Genomic DNA, 16,169 nt, shown 5'->3' with positions numbered 1-16,169 from the left:
AGTTATGGCTGTTCAGCAGAACAAAAAATCCCGTTCCGCCCGCGATATGCGTCGTTCCCACGATGCGCTCGACGCGAACACCCTGTCCGTAGAGAAGAGCACCGGTGAAGTTCACCTGCGCCACCACGTTTCTCCGGAAGGCGTGTACCGTGGTCGCAAGGTGATCGACAAGGGCGCTGACGAGTAATCTTGTCCGCCTCGATCATCGCGATTGATGCAATGGGTGGGGACTTCGGTCCCCACTGCATTGTTCCGGCCTGCATTTCCGCGCTGGCCGAATGTCCCTCGCTGCACCTGACCCTCGTCGGTCAAGCCTCCCTCATCGAAGAGCAGCTCGAACGCCAGTCCGGCGATGTCGACCGCGCGCGCCTGCAGATTCATCACGCCAGCGAAGTGATTACCGCGAACGAGCGCCCGGCCCAAGCCCTACGCGGCAAGCCCGATGCCTCGATGCGTGTGGCGCTGGAGCTGGTGCGTCAGGGCCACGCCCATGCCTGTGTCAGCGCCGGCAATACCGGCGCGCTGATGGCCTTGTCGCGTTACCTGCTCAAGACCCTGCCGGGCATCGACCGACCGGCCATGGTCAGCCCGCTTCCCACCGAGCAGGGTCATTGCTACCTGCTGGATCTCGGCGCCAACGTCGATTGCAGTGCCGAGCATCTCTATCAGTTCGCCATCATGGGCGCGGTGGCGGCCGAGACGCTGGGCATCGAGCAGCCGCGCGTAGCGCTGCTCAACGTCGGCACCGAGGACATCAAGGGCAACCAGCAGGTCAAGCTGGCTGCCAGCCTTTTGCGCCAGGCCTCGGGGCTGAATTTCATCGGTTACATAGAGGGTGATGGCCTGTATCGCGGAGAGGCCGACGTGGTGGTGTGCGACGGTTTCGTCGGCAACATCCTGCTCAAGTCCAGCGAGGGGCTGGCGCGGATGATCACCGGGCGGCTCGAGCGCTTGTTCAGCGAGGGTCTGTTCGCCCAGACCATCGGCGCCCTGGCGATGCCCTTGCTGCGCCGCCTGAAGGATGATCTGGCGCCGGCCCAGCACAATGGCGCGAGCTTTCTTGGTTTGCAGGGCATTGTGGTCAAGAGCCATGGTGCCGCTGGCGAGGAGGGTTTTCAGAGTGCCATTCGCTGCGCATTGCGCGAGGTGCAGGAAAATCTGCCGCAGCGACTGCATGGTCGCCTCGAGGACATGTTGCTGTAAACTCGTCACGTTTTCAGAGCGCTGGCCGTAGCGGAATGTGACTGCGGCACGCGGCCTGTCATCCAACTGTCAGTTTGCTGCGCCAGGCTCGCCTGGCGCTGGTTTTTCGACTCAAGGGACCTATCCATGTCTGCATCCCTCGCATTCGTCTTCCCCGGTCAGGGTTCGCAAGCCCTGGCCATGCTCGCCGATCACGGTGCCCAGCAGAAGCTGGTACTCGACACCTTCGGCGAAGCCTCCGAAGCCCTCGGCTATGACCTCTGGGCGCTGACCCAGCAAGGCCCGGAAGCGCAACTGAACCAGACCGACAAGACCCAGCCGGCCATTCTCACCGCCTCCATCGCTCTGTGGCGCCTGTGGCAGGCCGAGGGCGGCGCCCAACCGTCGTTCGTTGCCGGCCACAGTCTGGGCGAATATTCCGCGCTGGTTGCCGCTGGCAGCATCGGTTTTGCCGATGCGGTGAAGCTGGTGGAGCGCCGTGGCCAACTGATGCAGCAGGCTGTACCGGCCGGGCAGGGCGGCATGGCTGCCATCCTCGGTCTGGAAGATGCCGACGTGCTGGCTGCCTGCGCCGACGCCGCGCAAGGTGACGTGGTCAGTGCGGTCAATTTCAATGCCCCCGGCCAGGTGGTGATCGCCGGTAGCGTGGCTGCCGTCGAGCGTGCCATCGAGGCGTGCAAGGCGCGTGGCGCCAAGCGCGCCATGGCGCTGCCGGTCAGCGTGCCGTCGCACTGCGCCCTGATGAAGCCGGCCGCCGAGCGTTTCGCCGAGTCGGTGGAGGCGCTGAGCTGGCAGGCGCCGCAGATCCCGCTGGTGCAGAACGTCAGCGCCGCCGTGGTGTCCGATCTGGCTACCCTCAAGGCCGACCTGCTGGCCCAGCTCTACAGCCCGGTACGTTGGGTAGAGTCCATGGTGCGCCTGTCCGAACAGGGTGTCACCGACCTGGTGGAGTGCGGCCCTGGCAAGGTGCTGAGCGGCCTGAACAAGCGCTGCGTCAAAGGCATCAATACCCATAATCTGGACACCCCCGATGCCTTTGCCGCCGCCCGCGCAGCGTTGGCTTGAAACGGTTTAGGAAAGGAGAACGAACATGAGTCTGCAAGGTAAGGTCGCGCTGGTCACCGGCGCCAGCCGTGGTATCGGCCAGGCAATCGCCCTGGAATTGGGCCGTCAGGGCGCTATCGTCATCGGCACCGCTACCAGCGCCTCGGGCGCCGAGCGTATCGCCGAAACGCTGAAGGCCAATGGTGTCGAAGGTGCCGGCCTGGTGCTCGACGTAAGCAACGACGAATCCGTGGCCACCACGCTCGAACATATTCAGCAACATCTTGGCCAACCGCTGATCCTGGTCAATAACGCTGGTATCACGCGTGACAACCTGATGCTGCGCATGAAGGACGACGAGTGGCACGACGTGATCAATACCAACCTGAACAGCCTCTACCGTCTGTCCAAGGCCGTGCTGCGTGGCATGACCAAGGCGCGCTTCGGGCGCATCATCAACATCGGTTCCGTCGTCGGAGCCATGGGCAATGCCGGTCAGGTCAACTACGCTGCGGCCAAGGCGGGGCTGGAAGGCTTCAGCCGCGCCCTGGCACGTGAAGTGGGTTCGCGCGGTATCACGGTCAACTCGGTGGCACCGGGCTTCATCGACACCGATATGACCCGTGAGCTGCCGGAAGGCCAGCGCGATGCGCTGCTGACGCAGATTCCGCTGGGCCGTCTGGGCCAGGCCGAGGAGATCGCCAAGGTGGTCGGCTTCCTGGCTTCCGACGGTGCAGGTTACGTGACCGGGGCTACCATTCCGGTCAATGGCGGTATGTACATGAGCTGATAATGGGGCCTCCGAACGTCCGGAGGCTCTCGAATGTGACGCGAGCCATCAGAAAACTGTCATAGTCGCTGTCTAAAATCCGTTATAAAGCTGCAACAGGTTTATAGACAGATCGTTGAAGTGTTCCTGGGGGCTCCCCGGCATTCAGCTTGAAATGCTAAAAACCCTTTCTATACACTTGGCCGCTACCAGCTGCCTGGATTTGTCCAATTAGGAGTGAAAACAAGGTATGAGCACCATCGAAGAACGCGTCAAGAAAATCGTTGCCGAGCAACTTGGCGTCAAGGAAGAGGAAGTGACCAACAGTGCTTCCTTCGTTGAAGACCTGGGTGCCGACTCTCTTGACACCGTTGAGCTGGTGATGGCTCTCGAAGAAGAATTCGAGACCGAGATCCCGGACGAGCAAGCCGAGAAGATCACCACCGTTCAGGAAGCCATCGACTACGTGACTGCCCACGCGCAATAAGTCACCGTCAGCTTCCCGAGCTGCAGAAGCCGCACAGCCCTCAACAGGCGTGCGGCTTTTCTTTACGTGCAAGGCGCCTGTGCGCCTGAGTAGTAGAACAAGAGGAGATTGCTGTGTCGCGTAGACGCGTCGTGGTTACCGGTATGGGCATGTTATCGCCACTGGGTAACGATGTGCCGAGCAGCTGGCAGGGCATTTTGGCCGGCCGCAGTGGCATTGGCCTGATCGAGCACATGGATTTGTCCGCCTACTCCACCCGTTTCGGTGGGTCGGTCAAGAATTTCGATGTCGAGCCGTACCTTTCCGCCAAGGAAGCCCGCAAGCTCGACCTGTTCATCCAGTATGGTCTCGCTGCCTCCTTCCAGGCCGTGCGCGATTCCGGGCTGGACATCACCGATGCCAATCGTGAGCGTATCGGTGTGGTCATGGGCTCCGGTATCGGCGGCCTGACCAATATCGAGAACAACTGCAAGGTGTTGCATGAGCAGGGGCCGCGGCGCATTTCGCCGTTCTTCGTGCCAGGCTCGATCATCAACATGATTTCCGGTTTCCTGTCGATCCACCTGGGCCTGCAGGGGCCCAATTACGCCATCGCCACGGCGTGCACCACCGGCACCCATTGCATCGGCATGGCTGCGCGCAACATCGCCTATGGCGAGGCTGACGTGATGGTTGCCGGTGGTGCCGAGATGGCGGCCTGTGGCCTGGGTATGGGCGGCTTCGGCGCAGCCCGCGCACTGTCGACCCGCAACGACGAGCCGACCAAGGCCAGTCGTCCCTGGGACAAGGGGCGTGACGGCTTCGTGCTCTCCGATGGTGCCGGCGCCCTGGTGCTGGAAGAGCTGGAGCACGCCAAGGCGCGTGGTGCCACCATCCATGCCGAGCTGATCGGTTTCGGCATGAGTGGCGACGCCTTCCACATGACCTCGCCGCCCGAAGATGGCGCCGGTGCCGCCCGCTGCATGGCCAACGCCCTGCGCGATGCCGGCATCAACGCCGACCAGGTGCAGTACATCAACGCCCATGGCACCTCCACCTCGGCTGGCGACCTTGCCGAGGCGCAAGCGGTCAAGCGCGTGTTCGGCGATCACGCCTACAAGCTGGCGGTCAGCTCGACCAAGTCCATGACCGGTCACTTGTTGGGTGCGGCGGGCGCGGTGGAGGCGATCTTCAGCGTGCTGGCGCTGCGCGATCAGGTCGCGCCGCCGACCATCAACCTGGACGAGCCGGACGAAGGCTGTGACCTGGACTTCGTTGCGCACCAGGCCAAGGCCATGCCGATCGAGATTGCCCTGTCTAACTCCTTCGGCTTCGGCGGCACCAACGGTTCGCTGCTGTTCCGTCGGTACCACGGCTGATGCTGAGCTGGGTCAACGGCGCGCCCGGCGAGCAGTTGTCGGTTCGCGACCGTGGCCTGGCTTACGGTGATGGCCTGTTCGAGACCATCGCCGTGCGTGGCGGCCGCATCCCGCTGCTGGCACGGCATGTGGCGCGTCTGGGCGAAGGCTGCCGGCGTCTGTCCATTCCCCTCGACCTGGCGCTAATGGAAGGCGAGCTGCAAGCCTTCGCTGGGCAACTGGGCACGGGCGTGGCCAAGCTGATCCTCACCCGTGGCGAAGGTCAGCGTGGTTATGCGCCGCCGCAGCCCTGCCAGCCGCTGCGTATCCTCCAGGCAGCCCCCTTGCCGCAGTATCCCGCTGCCCATGCCGAGCAGGGCGTGCGCCTGTTTCCTTGTTCCACCCGTCTGGCCGAGCAGCCTCTGCTGGCTGGGCTCAAGCACCTCAATCGTCTGGAACAGGTACTGGCGCGTGCCGAGTGGCAGGATGCCGAGTGTGCCGAAGGCCTGATGCGTGACGGCAGTGGCCGGGTCATCGAGGGCGTCTATAGCAATCTGTTCCTGGTCAGCGCTGGCACCCTGGTTACCGCCGAACTGTCGCGCTGTGGCGTGGCAGGGGTGATGCGCGCCGAGATCATCGAGCAGGCGCAGGTGCTCGGAGTGCCTATTGAGTTACGCGATGTTGCCTTCGACGAACTGCTGGCGGCTGACGAAGTCTTTCTCTGCAACAGCCTGTACGGCATCTGGCCGGTGCGCGCGTTGCAGGCGCAGCACTGGCCGGTCGGTACGCTCACCCGTAAACTGCAGGCCATCGTTCGCCGTCTCTTGGAATCCTGATCCGTGCTACGCAAGCTATTACTGCTGCTGCAATGCGGCCTGTTGTTGGCCGCGCTGCTGGTCGTCAGCGCCGCCTGGTTGCAGCACGAGGCCCTGGAGCAACCGCTGGGGCTGGAAGCGGAGCGCCTGTTGCAGGTGCCACCTGGCTCCACCCCCAGCGGGCTGCTCAATCAGCTAGAAAGCGAAGGGGTGATCCATGGCGCCTTCTGGCTGCGCCTGTATTGGCGCTTCAACCTCAAGGCGCCGTCCCTGCACAGCGGTGAATACCGCCTGCTGCCGCAACACACGGCGCGTGACATGCTCGGTCTGTGGCAGCGTGGCGAGGTGGTGCAGTACAGCTTGACCCTGGTGGAGGGCTGGAACTTCCACCAGTTGCGGGCCGCACTTGCCAGGCAGGAAGCACTGACCCAGAAGCTGGTCGGCCTCGACGATGCCGAGCTGATGACGCGCCTTGGCCTGGCCGGGCAGCATCCGGAAGGGCGCTTCTTCCCCGATACCTATCATTACGTGCGCGGCATGAGCGACGAGGATCTGCTGAAGAAGGCCAATGCCCGGCTCGAAAGCGTGCTCGCGGAGGAATGGCAGCAGCGCGCCGAGGGGCTGCCGTACCGCGATTCCTACGAGGCGCTGATCATGGCCTCGATGATCGAGAAGGAAACCGGCGTCCCCGAGGAGCGTGACGAGATCGCTGGGGTATTCATCCGGCGCCTGCGCCTGGGCATGCGCCTGCAGACCGACCCGACGGTGATCTACGGCATGGGCGAGGATTACAACGGCCGCATCACCCGCGCCGATCTGCTGACGCCGACGCCCTACAATACCTACACCATCGACGGCATGCCGCCAACGCCGATCGCCATGGTCGGTCGTGAAGCCATCCACGCGGCGCTGCATCCACGTGAAGGCAAAACGCTGTATTTCGTCGCCAAGGGTGACGGCAGCCACGTATTTTCCAACACCCTCGACGAGCACAACCGCGCGGTGCGCGAATATCAGCTCAAGCGTCGAGCCGACTATCGCTCCAGCCCAGCGCCGCGCGCGGCTGACAGCCAATAAGGTTTTATCGTGACCGGTCTGTTCATCACCCTCGAAGGCCCGGAAGGCGCCGGCAAGAGCACCAACCGCGACTACCTCGCCGAACGCCTGCGCGAACGCGGCGTGGAGGTGCTGCTGACCCGTGAGCCGGGTGGCACGCCCCTGGCCGAGCGCATTCGCGAACTGCTGCTGGCACCCAGTGACGAGCCCATGGCCGTGGATACCGAGCTGCTGCTGGTGTTCGCCGCCCGTGCCCAGCACCTGCAACAGGTCATCCGCCCGGCCCTGGCCAGGGGCAGCGTGGTGCTGTGCGACCGTTTCACCGATGCTACCTATGCCTACCAGGGCGGCGGGCGCGGCCTGCCCATCGAGCGCATTGCCCAGCTCGAGGCGTTCGTTCAGGGCGAGCTGCGCCCGGATCTGACGTTGATCTTCGACCTGCCGGTGGAAGTGGGCCTGGCCCGTGCCGCTGCCCGTGGTCGCCTGGATCGCTTCGAGCAGGAAGGGCGGGGCTTCTTCGAGGCGGTTCGCCAGGCCTATCTGCAGCGTGCGGCACAGGCGCCGCAACGTTACCGCGTGCTGGATGCCGGGCAGAGCCTGGCTCAGGTACAGGCCGATCTCGACGCCCTGCTGCCGAGCCTGCTGGAGGCCTGCCGTGGCTGAGATCTACCCCTGGCAGACAAGCCTCTGGCAGCAGCTTGCCGGACGCGCCCAGCATGCCCACGCCTACCTGCTGCACGGCCCGGCCGGTATCGGCAAACGTGCCCTGGCCGAGCGCCTGATGGCACGTCTGCTGTGTCTGAGCCCGAATGGCCTGGATGCCTGTGGGCAGTGCAAGTCCTGCCACCTGCTGGCGGCGGGCACCCACCCGGACAATTTCGTCCTCGAGCCCGAGGAAGCGGACAAGCCGATCAAGGTCGACCAGGTGCGTGAGCTGGTGGAGTTCGTGGTGCAGACCGCGCAGCTTGGCGGGCGCAAGGTGGTGCTGCTGGAACCGGCCGAGGCGATGAACCTCAACGCCGCCAACGCCCTGCTGAAAAGCCTGGAAGAGCCTTCGGGCAATACCGTGCTGCTGCTGATCAGCCATCAGCCCAGCCGTCTGTTGCCGACCATCAAGAGTCGCTGCGTGCAGCAGGCCTGTCCCTTGCCAGGGCCGGGCGAGAGCTTGGCCTGGCTGGCCGGCGCGCTGCCGCAGGCCAGCGAAGAGGAACGTCGCGAACTGCTGACCCTGGCCGCCGGCTCGCCGTTGATGGCGCTGCGCCTGCAGGAACAGGGCGTGCGCGAGCAGCGAGCAGAGGTGGTCGAGGGGGTGAAGAAACTGCTCAAACAGCAGGCGACGCCGAGCCAGCTAGCGGAAAGCTGGAAGGCCTTGCCGATGAAACTGTTGTTCGACTGGTTCTGCGACTGGGCGCAACTGATGCTGCGCTATCAGTTGACCCAGGACGAAGAGGGGCTTGGCCTGGCCGACATGCGCAAGGTGCTGCAATACCTGGCGGACAAGACGCCCCAGCCCAAGGTGCTGGCGGTGCAGAGCTGGCTGCTGGAGCAACGGCAGAAGGTGATCGGCAAGGCCAACCTCAACCCGGTGTTGCTGCTCGAAGCACTACTGGTGCAGTGGGCAGCATTGCCGAGCAGCGAGCGCGGTTGAGCCGCTGCACCTGTGGATGGGGCAGGGCGTCACATTTGCCATCGTTATGCTGGCCAGCGGTTTGCACCCGAACCCGCGCAGGCCCTAGAATCGAGCAGCTAAGCAATAACCGCCAGGAATACGCCAAATGAGCCTGCCTCCCAATCTGGGTCCTCGTAACGGAATCTTGTCCCTGACCATCAAGGACAAGTCCGTGCTCTATGCGGCGTACATGCCCTTCATCAAGAACGGCGGTCTGTTCATCCCCACCAACAAGAGCTACAAGCTCGGTGACGAAGTGTTCATGCTGCTCAACCTGATGGACGAACCGGAGAAGATTCCGGTAGCCGGCAAGGTGGTATGGATCACCCCCAAGGGAGCCCAGGGCAACCGTGCCGCCGGCGTCGGTGTGCAGTTCAACGAGGGCGACGCCACCGCACGCAACAAGATCGAGACCTACCTGGCTGGTGCGCTGAAGTCCGATCGTCCGACTCATACCATGTAACGGCAAGCGGCAAGCCACGAGCGACAAGAAAGCGGCAGCGCTGGTGCCCGCTTTTGCTTGCGGCTTGAAGCTTGCCGCTAGAGGCTTTCCCATGCTTATCGACTCCCATTGCCACCTCGACCGTCTTGACCTCGCGGCCCATGGCGGCTCTCTCGACGCGGCGCTCGATGCCGCGCGTGCTGCTGGTGTCGGGCACTTCCTGTGCATCGGCGTCAGCGCCGACAACGCCGCCACGGTGAAGAGCCTGGCCGAGCGCTATGCCGATGTCGATTGCTCGGTGGGTGTGCACCCGCTGGATCTCGAACCGGGTGCCGAACCGGCGCTGGATTGGCTGCTGGGCGAACTGGCTCATCCCAAGGTGGTGGCCATCGGCGAAACCGGCCTGGACTATCACTACGAGCCCGAATCCGCCGAGCTGCAGCAAGCCTCGTTTCGCCTGCATCTGGAGGCGGCCCGCATCACCGGCAAACCGGTGATCGTGCACACCCGCGAAGCCCGCGCCGATACCCTGGCGTTGCTGCGCGAAGCGGGGTTGCCACAGGCCGGCGTGCTGCATTGCTTCACCGAGGACTGGGAGATGGCCAAGGCTGCGCTGGATATCGGTTTCTACATCTCCCTGTCGGGCATCGTCACCTTCCGCAATGCCGAAGCGCTGCGCGAGGTGGCGCGCCAGGTGCCGGCCGACCGCCTGTTGGTGGAAACCGATTCACCTTATCTGGCGCCCGTGCCGCACCGGGGCAAGCCCAACCTGCCGCAGTACGTGCGGGAAGTGGCCGAGTACCTGGCGGTGCTGCGTGGGGTGAGTTACGAGACTCTGGCCGAACAGACCGGTAACAACTTCAAACGCCTGTTTCCGTTGGCTGGCGTGGCGTGATGAGGTAGCCCGGATGCCATCCGGGGAATTGGATATACCCGGATTGCATCCGGGCTACGTTTCGCGAGACGCCATGAGATTTGGGTTCCGTGAAAACTCGGCCTGACACCGGACTGGCAAGTTTGTGTGTTGGTTTCGGTTGTTTTTGGTGTTCAAGCTGCTTATTGGTGTTTAGCTGACGCCTCTTGTTTCGCCCCCCGGCGACCTTCTTTTGTCAAACGCCACAAAAGAAGGCAAAAAGGCTTGCCCCGCCATCCGGCCCCGGCTACGCCGGGGTTCGTTCGCTCCATCGTCGCTCCGAGGGCACGCTGCGAAGGGCCATCCCTGGCCAATCGCAGCTCTTGCGGCATCCATGCCGCTCAACCCTCTACGCAACGATTCCACTCACCTTCCTGAAGGGGCCATTCGCTCGTCTGAACGAACTGGCATGCCATGGGCTGCCCGGCGTGTTCTGGTAAAAGTGGAGTCACAGCATGGCAGTCGGGTTAAACCAAAACTTTCATTCGCGTACTTTCATCTTGCCGGCTTTCAGCCGGCATTCAGGTCAGCCCTATGGCTGACCTCATGTTCAAGCACTCCACGCTAGTTCTGGGTTACCGCAGTTCCAGGCGCGCGCAGAGCCCGCCCAGGAGGGCGAACGGAATCGTCGTGGAAGAGGTTGAGCGACATGGATGTCGCGACGACTGCATGGATGCAGGAGGTAGAGCGACGCAGGATGCCAAAGCCGAGAGCCGCGATGGGCCAGGGATGGCCCACCGCGGCGGGCCTCTGGAGCGGCGATGGAGTGAGCGAACCCTGGCGCAGCCAGGGCCGGATGACCGGGCGGAGGGTTTTGGTTACTTTTGTCGGGCCGGCCATCCGGGGCAAAAGTGACTCGCCCGGGAGGGCGAAACCAAAAACATCAGCAGAAACGCGGCAACTCGGAACAGACACAAGAACAACTCACACCGTATTGCCAGTCCAGTAGCAAGGCCGGCATGCACGACACCCCACCAAGCACCCAAAAAAAACCCGGATTCTGGGGGATGAATCCGGGTTAAGACCATTAGGAGTAAAGCAAGGCACAGTCGTGCCCATACTGGCGGGACACTTGGGGGGATATGCCGCACACCAGCAGTTTTCAGTATTGGCCAGCCTCGCCGAGCGTCCAGGCCAAATGGAATCTTTCTTAAACGGATTTGGAATACCCCAGCCGCTGTTGAGTCCTCAGTCTTTTGCCAACTGGGCCAGCAAGCCCAAAGTGTCCTCGATCACCTGCTCGCGGGTGTAGAAATGTGGCGACAGGCGCACGCCCGAGCCGCGCTGGATGCAGATCACCTGCTCTTCGCGCAGCCGCTGGTAGAGCGCCTGATTGTCCCAGCCGGCCAGGCTGAAATTGACGATGCCGGCGCGCCGTGCAGGGTCGAGCGGGCTATGGATCTGCGCACCAGGTAGCGCGTGAATGCCAGCGGTCAGGCGTTGCACCCGCTGCTCCAGCAACTCGCCAACGCGCTCCATGCCGACTTCTTCGAGCAGCGACAGGCTCGCCTCCAGGGCAAAGGCGCCGAGCATGTTCGGGCTGCCGCACTCGAAACGCCGTGCGCTGCGTGCCGGCTGCCAGTCCTGGCGCGTGTAGTCGCCGGCATGCTCGAGCATGTGCCAGCCATATTCCTGCAGGGCGAGCTGCTCGCGCACCGGGTTGCGGCAATAGAACACGCCGAGCCCTTCCGGGCCGAGCATCCATTTGTGGCCGTCGGCCATGGCGAAATCGCAGTCATAGGCCTGTACGTCGAAGGGCAGGGCGCCGAGCTGCTGGATGGCATCGATGCAGAACATCACGCCTCGCTGACGACAACCCTGACCGAGACGTGGCAGATCCAGGCGCAAACCGCTGGCATATTGCACCGCGCTGATCGACAGCAGCCGTGTGCGCGGGGTGATGGCGGCCAGCAGGGCGCCCTCCGGATCGGCGCCGCTGAGGTTCACCTCGATCACCTCCACACCTTTGGGCGCCAGGGCCAGCCAGACGATGCGGTTGGAGGGGAACTCTTCGTCGCTGATGATCACCTGATCGCCGGGGCGCCAGTCCAGACCGAAGGCGACGAAGGAAAGTGCCTCGGAGGTATTCTTGACCAGTGCTATATCGCCGGTGCTTGGTGCGTTCATCAGGCGCACGAGGCGTTCGCGTAGGCTACGCTCAAGTTTCAGCCAGTCGGGATAGTCGCGCGCGCCGTGGGTCACGTTCGTTTCCGAGAACCGTCGTACTGCTTCGGCACTGCGTCTGGGCCAAGGGGCGACCGCCGCATGGTTCAGATAACGCAGATCGGGCGCTTGGGGGAACTCATCATGAAACACGTACATGGTCGGATGATCCGTGCAATTTGGCTACATTTAGGCATAATGTGCGCCTTCAAATTTTGACTCCGCAGTCCCTTTATGCAGAAAGAACCCCGTAAGGTCCGCGAATTTCGCCGCCGCGAACAAGAGATTCTCGACACCGCATTGAAACTCTTCCTCGATGAAGGGGAAGACAGCGTCACCGTCGAAATGATCGCCGACGCGGTGGGCATCGGCAAAGGCACCATCTACAAGCACTTCAAGTCGAAGGCGGAGATCTACCTGCGCCTGATGCTCGACTACGAGCGCGACCTGAACGAGCTGCTGCATTCCTCCGACGTGGATCGCGACAAGGAAGCGCTGTCGCGCGCCTACTTCGAGTTCCGCATGCGCGATCCGCAGCGCTATCGCTTGTTCGACCGCCTGGAAGAGAAGGTGGTCAAGGGCAATCAGGTGCCGGAGATGGTGGAGCAACTGCACAAGATCCGCGCCTCCAACTTCGAGCGCCTGACCCAGTTGATCAAGGGCCGTATCGCCGAAGGCAAGCTGGAAGACGTGCCGCCGTACTTCCACTACTGCGCTGCCTGGGCACTGGTGCACGGCGCCGTGGCGCTGTACCACTCGCCGTTCTGGAGCAATGTGCTGGAGGATCAGGAAGGCTTCTTCCAGTTCCTCATGGATATCGGCGTGCGCATGGGCAACAAGCGCAAACGCGACTGAGCGCGACCTCGCGGCACAGCGATTGCGACCTCGCCGCTTCCGAAGCCGGCCTGCATCTATGAGGCGGCCGGCCTCGCGATATACTCCGGGCATCGAGCCATCGGAGCCTTTCATGATCGTCGACCGTCAGGGCAGACGTTTTCGCAACCTGCGTGTCAGCCTCACTGCCGCCTGCAACTATGCCTGTACCTATTGCGTACCGGACGGCAAGCGCCTGGTCGCCGCCCAGGACGAACTGTCCGCCGATGCCCTGGCGCGCGGCGTGGCCTATCTGATCGAGGCGGCGGGCATCGAGCGGCTGCGCATCACGGGTGGCGAGCCGCTGGTCAGCACGCGGCTGGAGCCCTTTCTGCGCCAGGTCAGCCAGATGGGGCTGGACGATATCAGCCTCACCACCAATGGTCAGTTGCTCGAGCGCAAGCTGCCTTTGCTGAGTGAGTGTGGCATTCGCCGCCTCAACGTTTCGCTGGATACCCTCGATGCCGCCGCCTTTCGCAGCATCGCCCGTGGCGGCGACCTGGCCACGGTGCTGGCCGGCATGCAGGCGGCCCGCGAGGCGGGAATGAAGATCAAGGTCAACATGGTGCCGCTGCGTGGGCAGAACCTCGATCAGGTATTGCCCCTGCTGGACTATTGTCTGGAACGCGGCTTCGAGCTGCGCTTCATCGAGCTGATGCGCATGGGCCACCTGGCCCGTGATGGCAATGCCTTCAACCAGCAGTTCGTCGGCCTGCCCGAGTTGCTCGAACTGATCGGCAGCCGCCACCAGTACGTGCAGGCCAGTGCCCCGGTGGATGCCACGGCGATGCGCTATGCCATTCCGGGCGTCGGCCATTTCGGCGTGATCGCCAATGAGAGCGTGCCTTTCTGCCGCACCTGCTCGCGCTTGCGCCTGTCCTCCACCGGCTGGCTGCATGGCTGCCTGTCGTCGAGCAACCGCCACTTTGTCGGCGATCTGCTGGACAAGCCACGCCACCAGGCCCTGCCGGCGCTGCAGCGGCTGCTGGTCAAGGCGTTGGGGGACAAGCAGGATCTGGCTTTTTCCGGCGGTGCCACGGTGATGAAGATCATCGGCGGCTGAGTTGCCGCTGTGTGGCTCGGCAGTCACGCCATGCCCGGATAAACTGTGCCGGCTTTTCCCTTGCGAGTGTGCTGCGGATGTCTGCCCGTTTTCCCATCGACTACATCGAACCGGTTTTTCGCCCACCGAGCGAAGCCCAGTCGCTGATTCTGCCAGTCACCAACGGTTGCTCCTGGAACCAGTGCACCTTCTGCGAGATGTACACTGCCGAGCAGAAGAAATTCCGTGCCCGTGACGAGACGCAGGTGCTGGAAGAGATTCGCCGCGCCGGCGAGCAGTTGATCGTCAATCGAGTGTTTCTCGCCGACGGTGATGCACTGGTGCTGCCGACCCGGCGCCTGCTGGCGATCCTGCGCGCCATCGGCGATTACATGCCCGAGGTAAGGCGGGTTTCCAGCTACTGCCTGCCGCGCAACCTGCGCAAGAAGTCGGTCGAGGAACTCAGAGAACTGGCCGATGCTGGCTTGAAGATGGCTTACGTCGGCTGCGAGTCCGGTGACGACGAGGTGCTGGCGCGGGTCAACAAGGGAGAAACCTACGCTTCCAGCCTGAGCGCTCTGGACAAGCTTGGCCAGGCCGGCATCAGTCGCTCGGTGATGATCCTCAACGGGCTTGGTGGTGAGGCGCTCAGCGATCAGCACGCGGACAACTCGGCACGGCTGATGAACGAGGCGCAGCCCGAATATCTGTCCACCCTGGTGGTCAGTTTCCCCATGGGCGAGGCGCGTTTTCGCCAGCGCTTCGTCGATTATCGGCCGCAGAGCCAAGTGCAACTGTTCCGCGAGATCGAGCGTCTTCTCGACGGGCTGCAGTTGCGGCAGACGGTGTTTCGCAGTGATCACGCCTCCAACTATCTGGTGCTCAAGGGCGCCCTGGGGCGCGACAAGGAACGCCTGCTGGCCCAGGTGCGCAATGCTATCGAGCAGCCGCAGCAGGCGAATCTGCGCCAGGAGTGGCAGCGCGGACCCTGACCAGGCTGGCGCAGAATCTGCATCCCTGCCTTGTCCGCCGGTTTTCCGTCACCGGCTCGTGGAGGATCGATGAATGCGTAACCTGTTTCTCCTGCTGGCGCTGCTGGGCCTGGCCGGCTGCATGAAGGTCAGCGACCTGGCCAGTGGTGCCGAGTACCACCTGCGCGACGCCGGGTTCCTCGACCATGGCCGTACCGAGCGCATGGCCTCGCGGCGTCTGCAGCAGGATTCCTTCATCTATATCGCCCAGGGCCATTTCGTGCCGCCGGGGCATGGCTATCCCCGGCCCAACGTGGTGGCCGAGGAGGCCTTCAAGGGCTTCGTCCAGTACTTCCCCCTGGTGCGCCGCGCCAAGCAGCCGCTGGGCCTGGAACAGGCGATGGCTGAGGCTCGCGATGCGGGCGCCCATTACCTGCTCTACAGCCGCTTCGCCTACAGCGACGACCGCATCGGTAACGAGGATGAATGGGCGGATCAGGAGGCCCTGGATCGCCTGGGTACCGACCGCGCCGTGATCCAGCTAATGTTGATCGAGACCAACACACGCTTTCTGGTGGATACCGCCCGTATTCGCAGCCGTGGCGGCTTCCTGACGTTCTACGACGCCCAGCCGCAGGATCTCATCGGCCCAGCGCTGGAGGAATACGCCCGCAGCCTGCTGGGCGTGGCGCACTGAACGAGTCGTGCCTTTGCCGGGGGCCAGGCTTGCGATGTTGTATGCTCCAGGGGTCGTAGCGATGTGGAGGAGGACAGCGCATGAGCGATCCAGGCAAGGCCGGCGACCTGCTGGCACAGATTCCCAAGGGCGAAGGCAAGGGCCTGCCCCCGGTGCACCTGTGGAATCCGGATTTCTGTGGCGATATCGACATGCGCATCGCCCGCGATGGCACCTGGTATTACCTGGGTACGCCCATCGGTCGCAAGCCCATGGTGCGCCTGTTTTCCACCATCATCCGCCGCGATGGCGACGACTACTTTCTGATCACCCCGGTGGAGAAGGTGGGCATTCAGGTGGAGGACGCGCCCTTCGTCGCGGTGACCCTGCAGGTCGAGGGAGAGGGCGAGGCACAGGTGCTACGCTTCACCACCAATGTCGAGGATGAGGTCATCGCAGATGCCGAGCACCCCATCCGGGTCGAACTCGACCCTGCGACACAGGAGCCCTCGCCGTACATTCTGGTAAGGCGTAATCTCGAAGCGCTGATTCACCGCAACGTGTTCTATCAACTGGTGGAACTGGCGGTGCAGCGCGAGATCGACGGGCAGCCCTGGCTGGGTGTATGGAGCAGTGGGCAGTTCTATCCCATAGGGCCGATGCCGAGCTGAGAGCGAAGGCACCGGTGCGCGCGGCGCACCCTACGGAT

18 protein-coding genes are annotated in these 16,169 nt (G+C 63.4%); 17 read left to right on the top strand and 1 reads right to left on the bottom strand.

What is annotated here, in order from left to right; all coding sequences use genetic code 11:
* Nucleotides 1-4: 4 nt before the first annotated feature.
* The 12 genes from rpmF (at nt 5) to OU800_RS17275 (ending at nt 9,717) form a co-directional block, all read left to right on the top strand.
* Nucleotides 5-187, top strand: coding sequence for a 50S ribosomal protein L32 (gene rpmF, locus OU800_RS17330; RefSeq protein ID WP_268178572.1), 183 nt, complete (start codon nt 5-7; stop codon nt 185-187).
* 2 nt (nt 188-189) lie between these two features.
* On the top strand, nt 190-1,203 hold the full coding sequence (gene plsX / locus OU800_RS17325) for a phosphate acyltransferase PlsX (protein WP_442964713.1): 1,014 nt from the start codon (nt 190-192) through the stop codon (nt 1,201-1,203).
* Nucleotides 1,204-1,329: 126 nt separating this feature from the next.
* Complete coding sequence (fabD, locus tag OU800_RS17320) at nt 1,330-2,268, top strand: ACP S-malonyltransferase (protein ID WP_268178571.1); 939 nt, start codon at nt 1,330-1,332, stop codon at nt 2,266-2,268.
* Between the two features lie 25 nt (nt 2,269-2,293).
* A complete protein-coding gene (fabG, locus tag OU800_RS17315; protein WP_003245179.1) occupies nt 2,294-3,037 on the top strand; it encodes a 3-oxoacyl-ACP reductase FabG in 744 nt (247 codons plus the stop codon).
* 229 nt (nt 3,038-3,266) lie between these two features.
* A complete protein-coding gene (gene acpP / locus OU800_RS17310; RefSeq protein ID WP_003245177.1) occupies nt 3,267-3,503 on the top strand; it encodes an acyl carrier protein in 237 nt (78 codons plus the stop codon).
* 113 nt (nt 3,504-3,616) lie between these two features.
* Nucleotides 3,617-4,861 carry a beta-ketoacyl-ACP synthase II gene (gene fabF, locus OU800_RS17305; protein ID WP_268178570.1) on the top strand — a complete coding sequence of 415 codons (1,245 nt, stop codon included), beginning with the start codon at nt 3,617-3,619 and terminating at the stop codon, nt 4,859-4,861.
* On the top strand, nt 4,861-5,676 hold the full coding sequence (gene pabC, locus OU800_RS17300) for an aminodeoxychorismate lyase (RefSeq protein ID WP_268178569.1): 816 nt from the start codon (nt 4,861-4,863) through the stop codon (nt 5,674-5,676). Before fabF ends, pabC begins: the two co-directional genes overlap by 1 nt.
* A 3-nt stretch (nt 5,677-5,679) precedes the next feature.
* Nucleotides 5,680-6,732 (top strand): endolytic transglycosylase MltG, encoded by a 1,053-nt coding sequence (gene mltG, locus OU800_RS17295; protein ID WP_268178568.1) that lies wholly within the window; start codon nt 5,680-5,682, stop codon nt 6,730-6,732.
* A gap of 9 nt (nt 6,733-6,741) precedes the next feature.
* Complete coding sequence (gene tmk / locus OU800_RS17290) at nt 6,742-7,374, top strand: dTMP kinase (protein WP_268178567.1); 633 nt, start codon at nt 6,742-6,744, stop codon at nt 7,372-7,374.
* Nucleotides 7,367-8,359 (top strand): DNA polymerase III subunit delta', encoded by a 993-nt coding sequence (locus OU800_RS17285; RefSeq protein WP_268178566.1) that lies wholly within the window; start codon nt 7,367-7,369, stop codon nt 8,357-8,359. Before tmk ends, OU800_RS17285 begins: the two co-directional genes overlap by 8 nt.
* Before the next feature lie 127 nt (nt 8,360-8,486).
* Nucleotides 8,487-8,843: a PilZ domain-containing protein gene (locus OU800_RS17280; RefSeq protein WP_268178565.1), complete on the top strand. Its 357-nt coding sequence runs from the start codon at nt 8,487-8,489 to the stop codon at nt 8,841-8,843.
* 91 nt (nt 8,844-8,934) lie between these two features.
* Nucleotides 8,935-9,717 (top strand): TatD family hydrolase, encoded by a 783-nt coding sequence (locus OU800_RS17275; RefSeq protein ID WP_268178564.1) that lies wholly within the window; start codon nt 8,935-8,937, stop codon nt 9,715-9,717.
* A 1,206-nt stretch (nt 9,718-10,923) separates the two neighbouring features.
* Here OU800_RS17275 and OU800_RS17270 read toward each other — a convergent pair.
* A complete protein-coding gene (locus OU800_RS17270) occupies nt 10,924-12,057 on the bottom strand; it encodes an aminotransferase class V-fold PLP-dependent enzyme (protein WP_268178563.1) in 1,134 nt (377 codons plus the stop codon).
* Nucleotides 12,058-12,132: 75 nt separating this feature from the next.
* Between OU800_RS17270 and OU800_RS17265 the strand changes: the two genes are divergently transcribed.
* The 5 genes from OU800_RS17265 to OU800_RS17245 all read left to right on the top strand — a co-directional run bounded on the left by OU800_RS17265 (nt 12,133) and on the right by OU800_RS17245 (nt 16,131).
* Nucleotides 12,133-12,753, top strand: coding sequence for a TetR/AcrR family transcriptional regulator (locus OU800_RS17265; protein WP_268178562.1), 621 nt, complete (start codon nt 12,133-12,135; stop codon nt 12,751-12,753).
* A gap of 112 nt (nt 12,754-12,865) precedes the next feature.
* The gene (locus tag OU800_RS17260) at nt 12,866-13,834 is read left to right on the top strand and encodes a GTP 3',8-cyclase MoaA (RefSeq protein WP_268178561.1); all 969 of its coding nucleotides are present in this window, start codon (nt 12,866-12,868) and stop codon (nt 13,832-13,834) included.
* A 77-nt stretch (nt 13,835-13,911) separates the two neighbouring features.
* Complete coding sequence (locus tag OU800_RS17255; protein ID WP_268178560.1) at nt 13,912-14,805, top strand: radical SAM protein; 894 nt, start codon at nt 13,912-13,914, stop codon at nt 14,803-14,805.
* Nucleotides 14,806-14,878: 73 nt separating this feature from the next.
* Nucleotides 14,879-15,481, top strand: a complete 603-nt coding sequence (locus tag OU800_RS17250; protein ID WP_268178559.1) for a DUF4823 domain-containing protein — start codon at nt 14,879-14,881, stop codon at nt 15,479-15,481.
* Between the two features lie 80 nt (nt 15,482-15,561).
* Nucleotides 15,562-16,131, top strand: a complete 570-nt coding sequence (locus OU800_RS17245) for a DUF1285 domain-containing protein (protein WP_268178558.1) — start codon at nt 15,562-15,564, stop codon at nt 16,129-16,131.
* Nucleotides 16,132-16,169: the final 38 nt, after the last annotated feature.

This window comes from Pseudomonas sp. GOM7, assembly GCF_026723825.1.
In the GTDB taxonomy this organism is placed as follows: Bacteria; Pseudomonadota; Gammaproteobacteria; order Pseudomonadales; family Pseudomonadaceae; genus Aquipseudomonas.
Note: the sequence above shows the minus strand (reverse complement) of the source record. Positions and strands in the feature narration are given on the sequence as shown.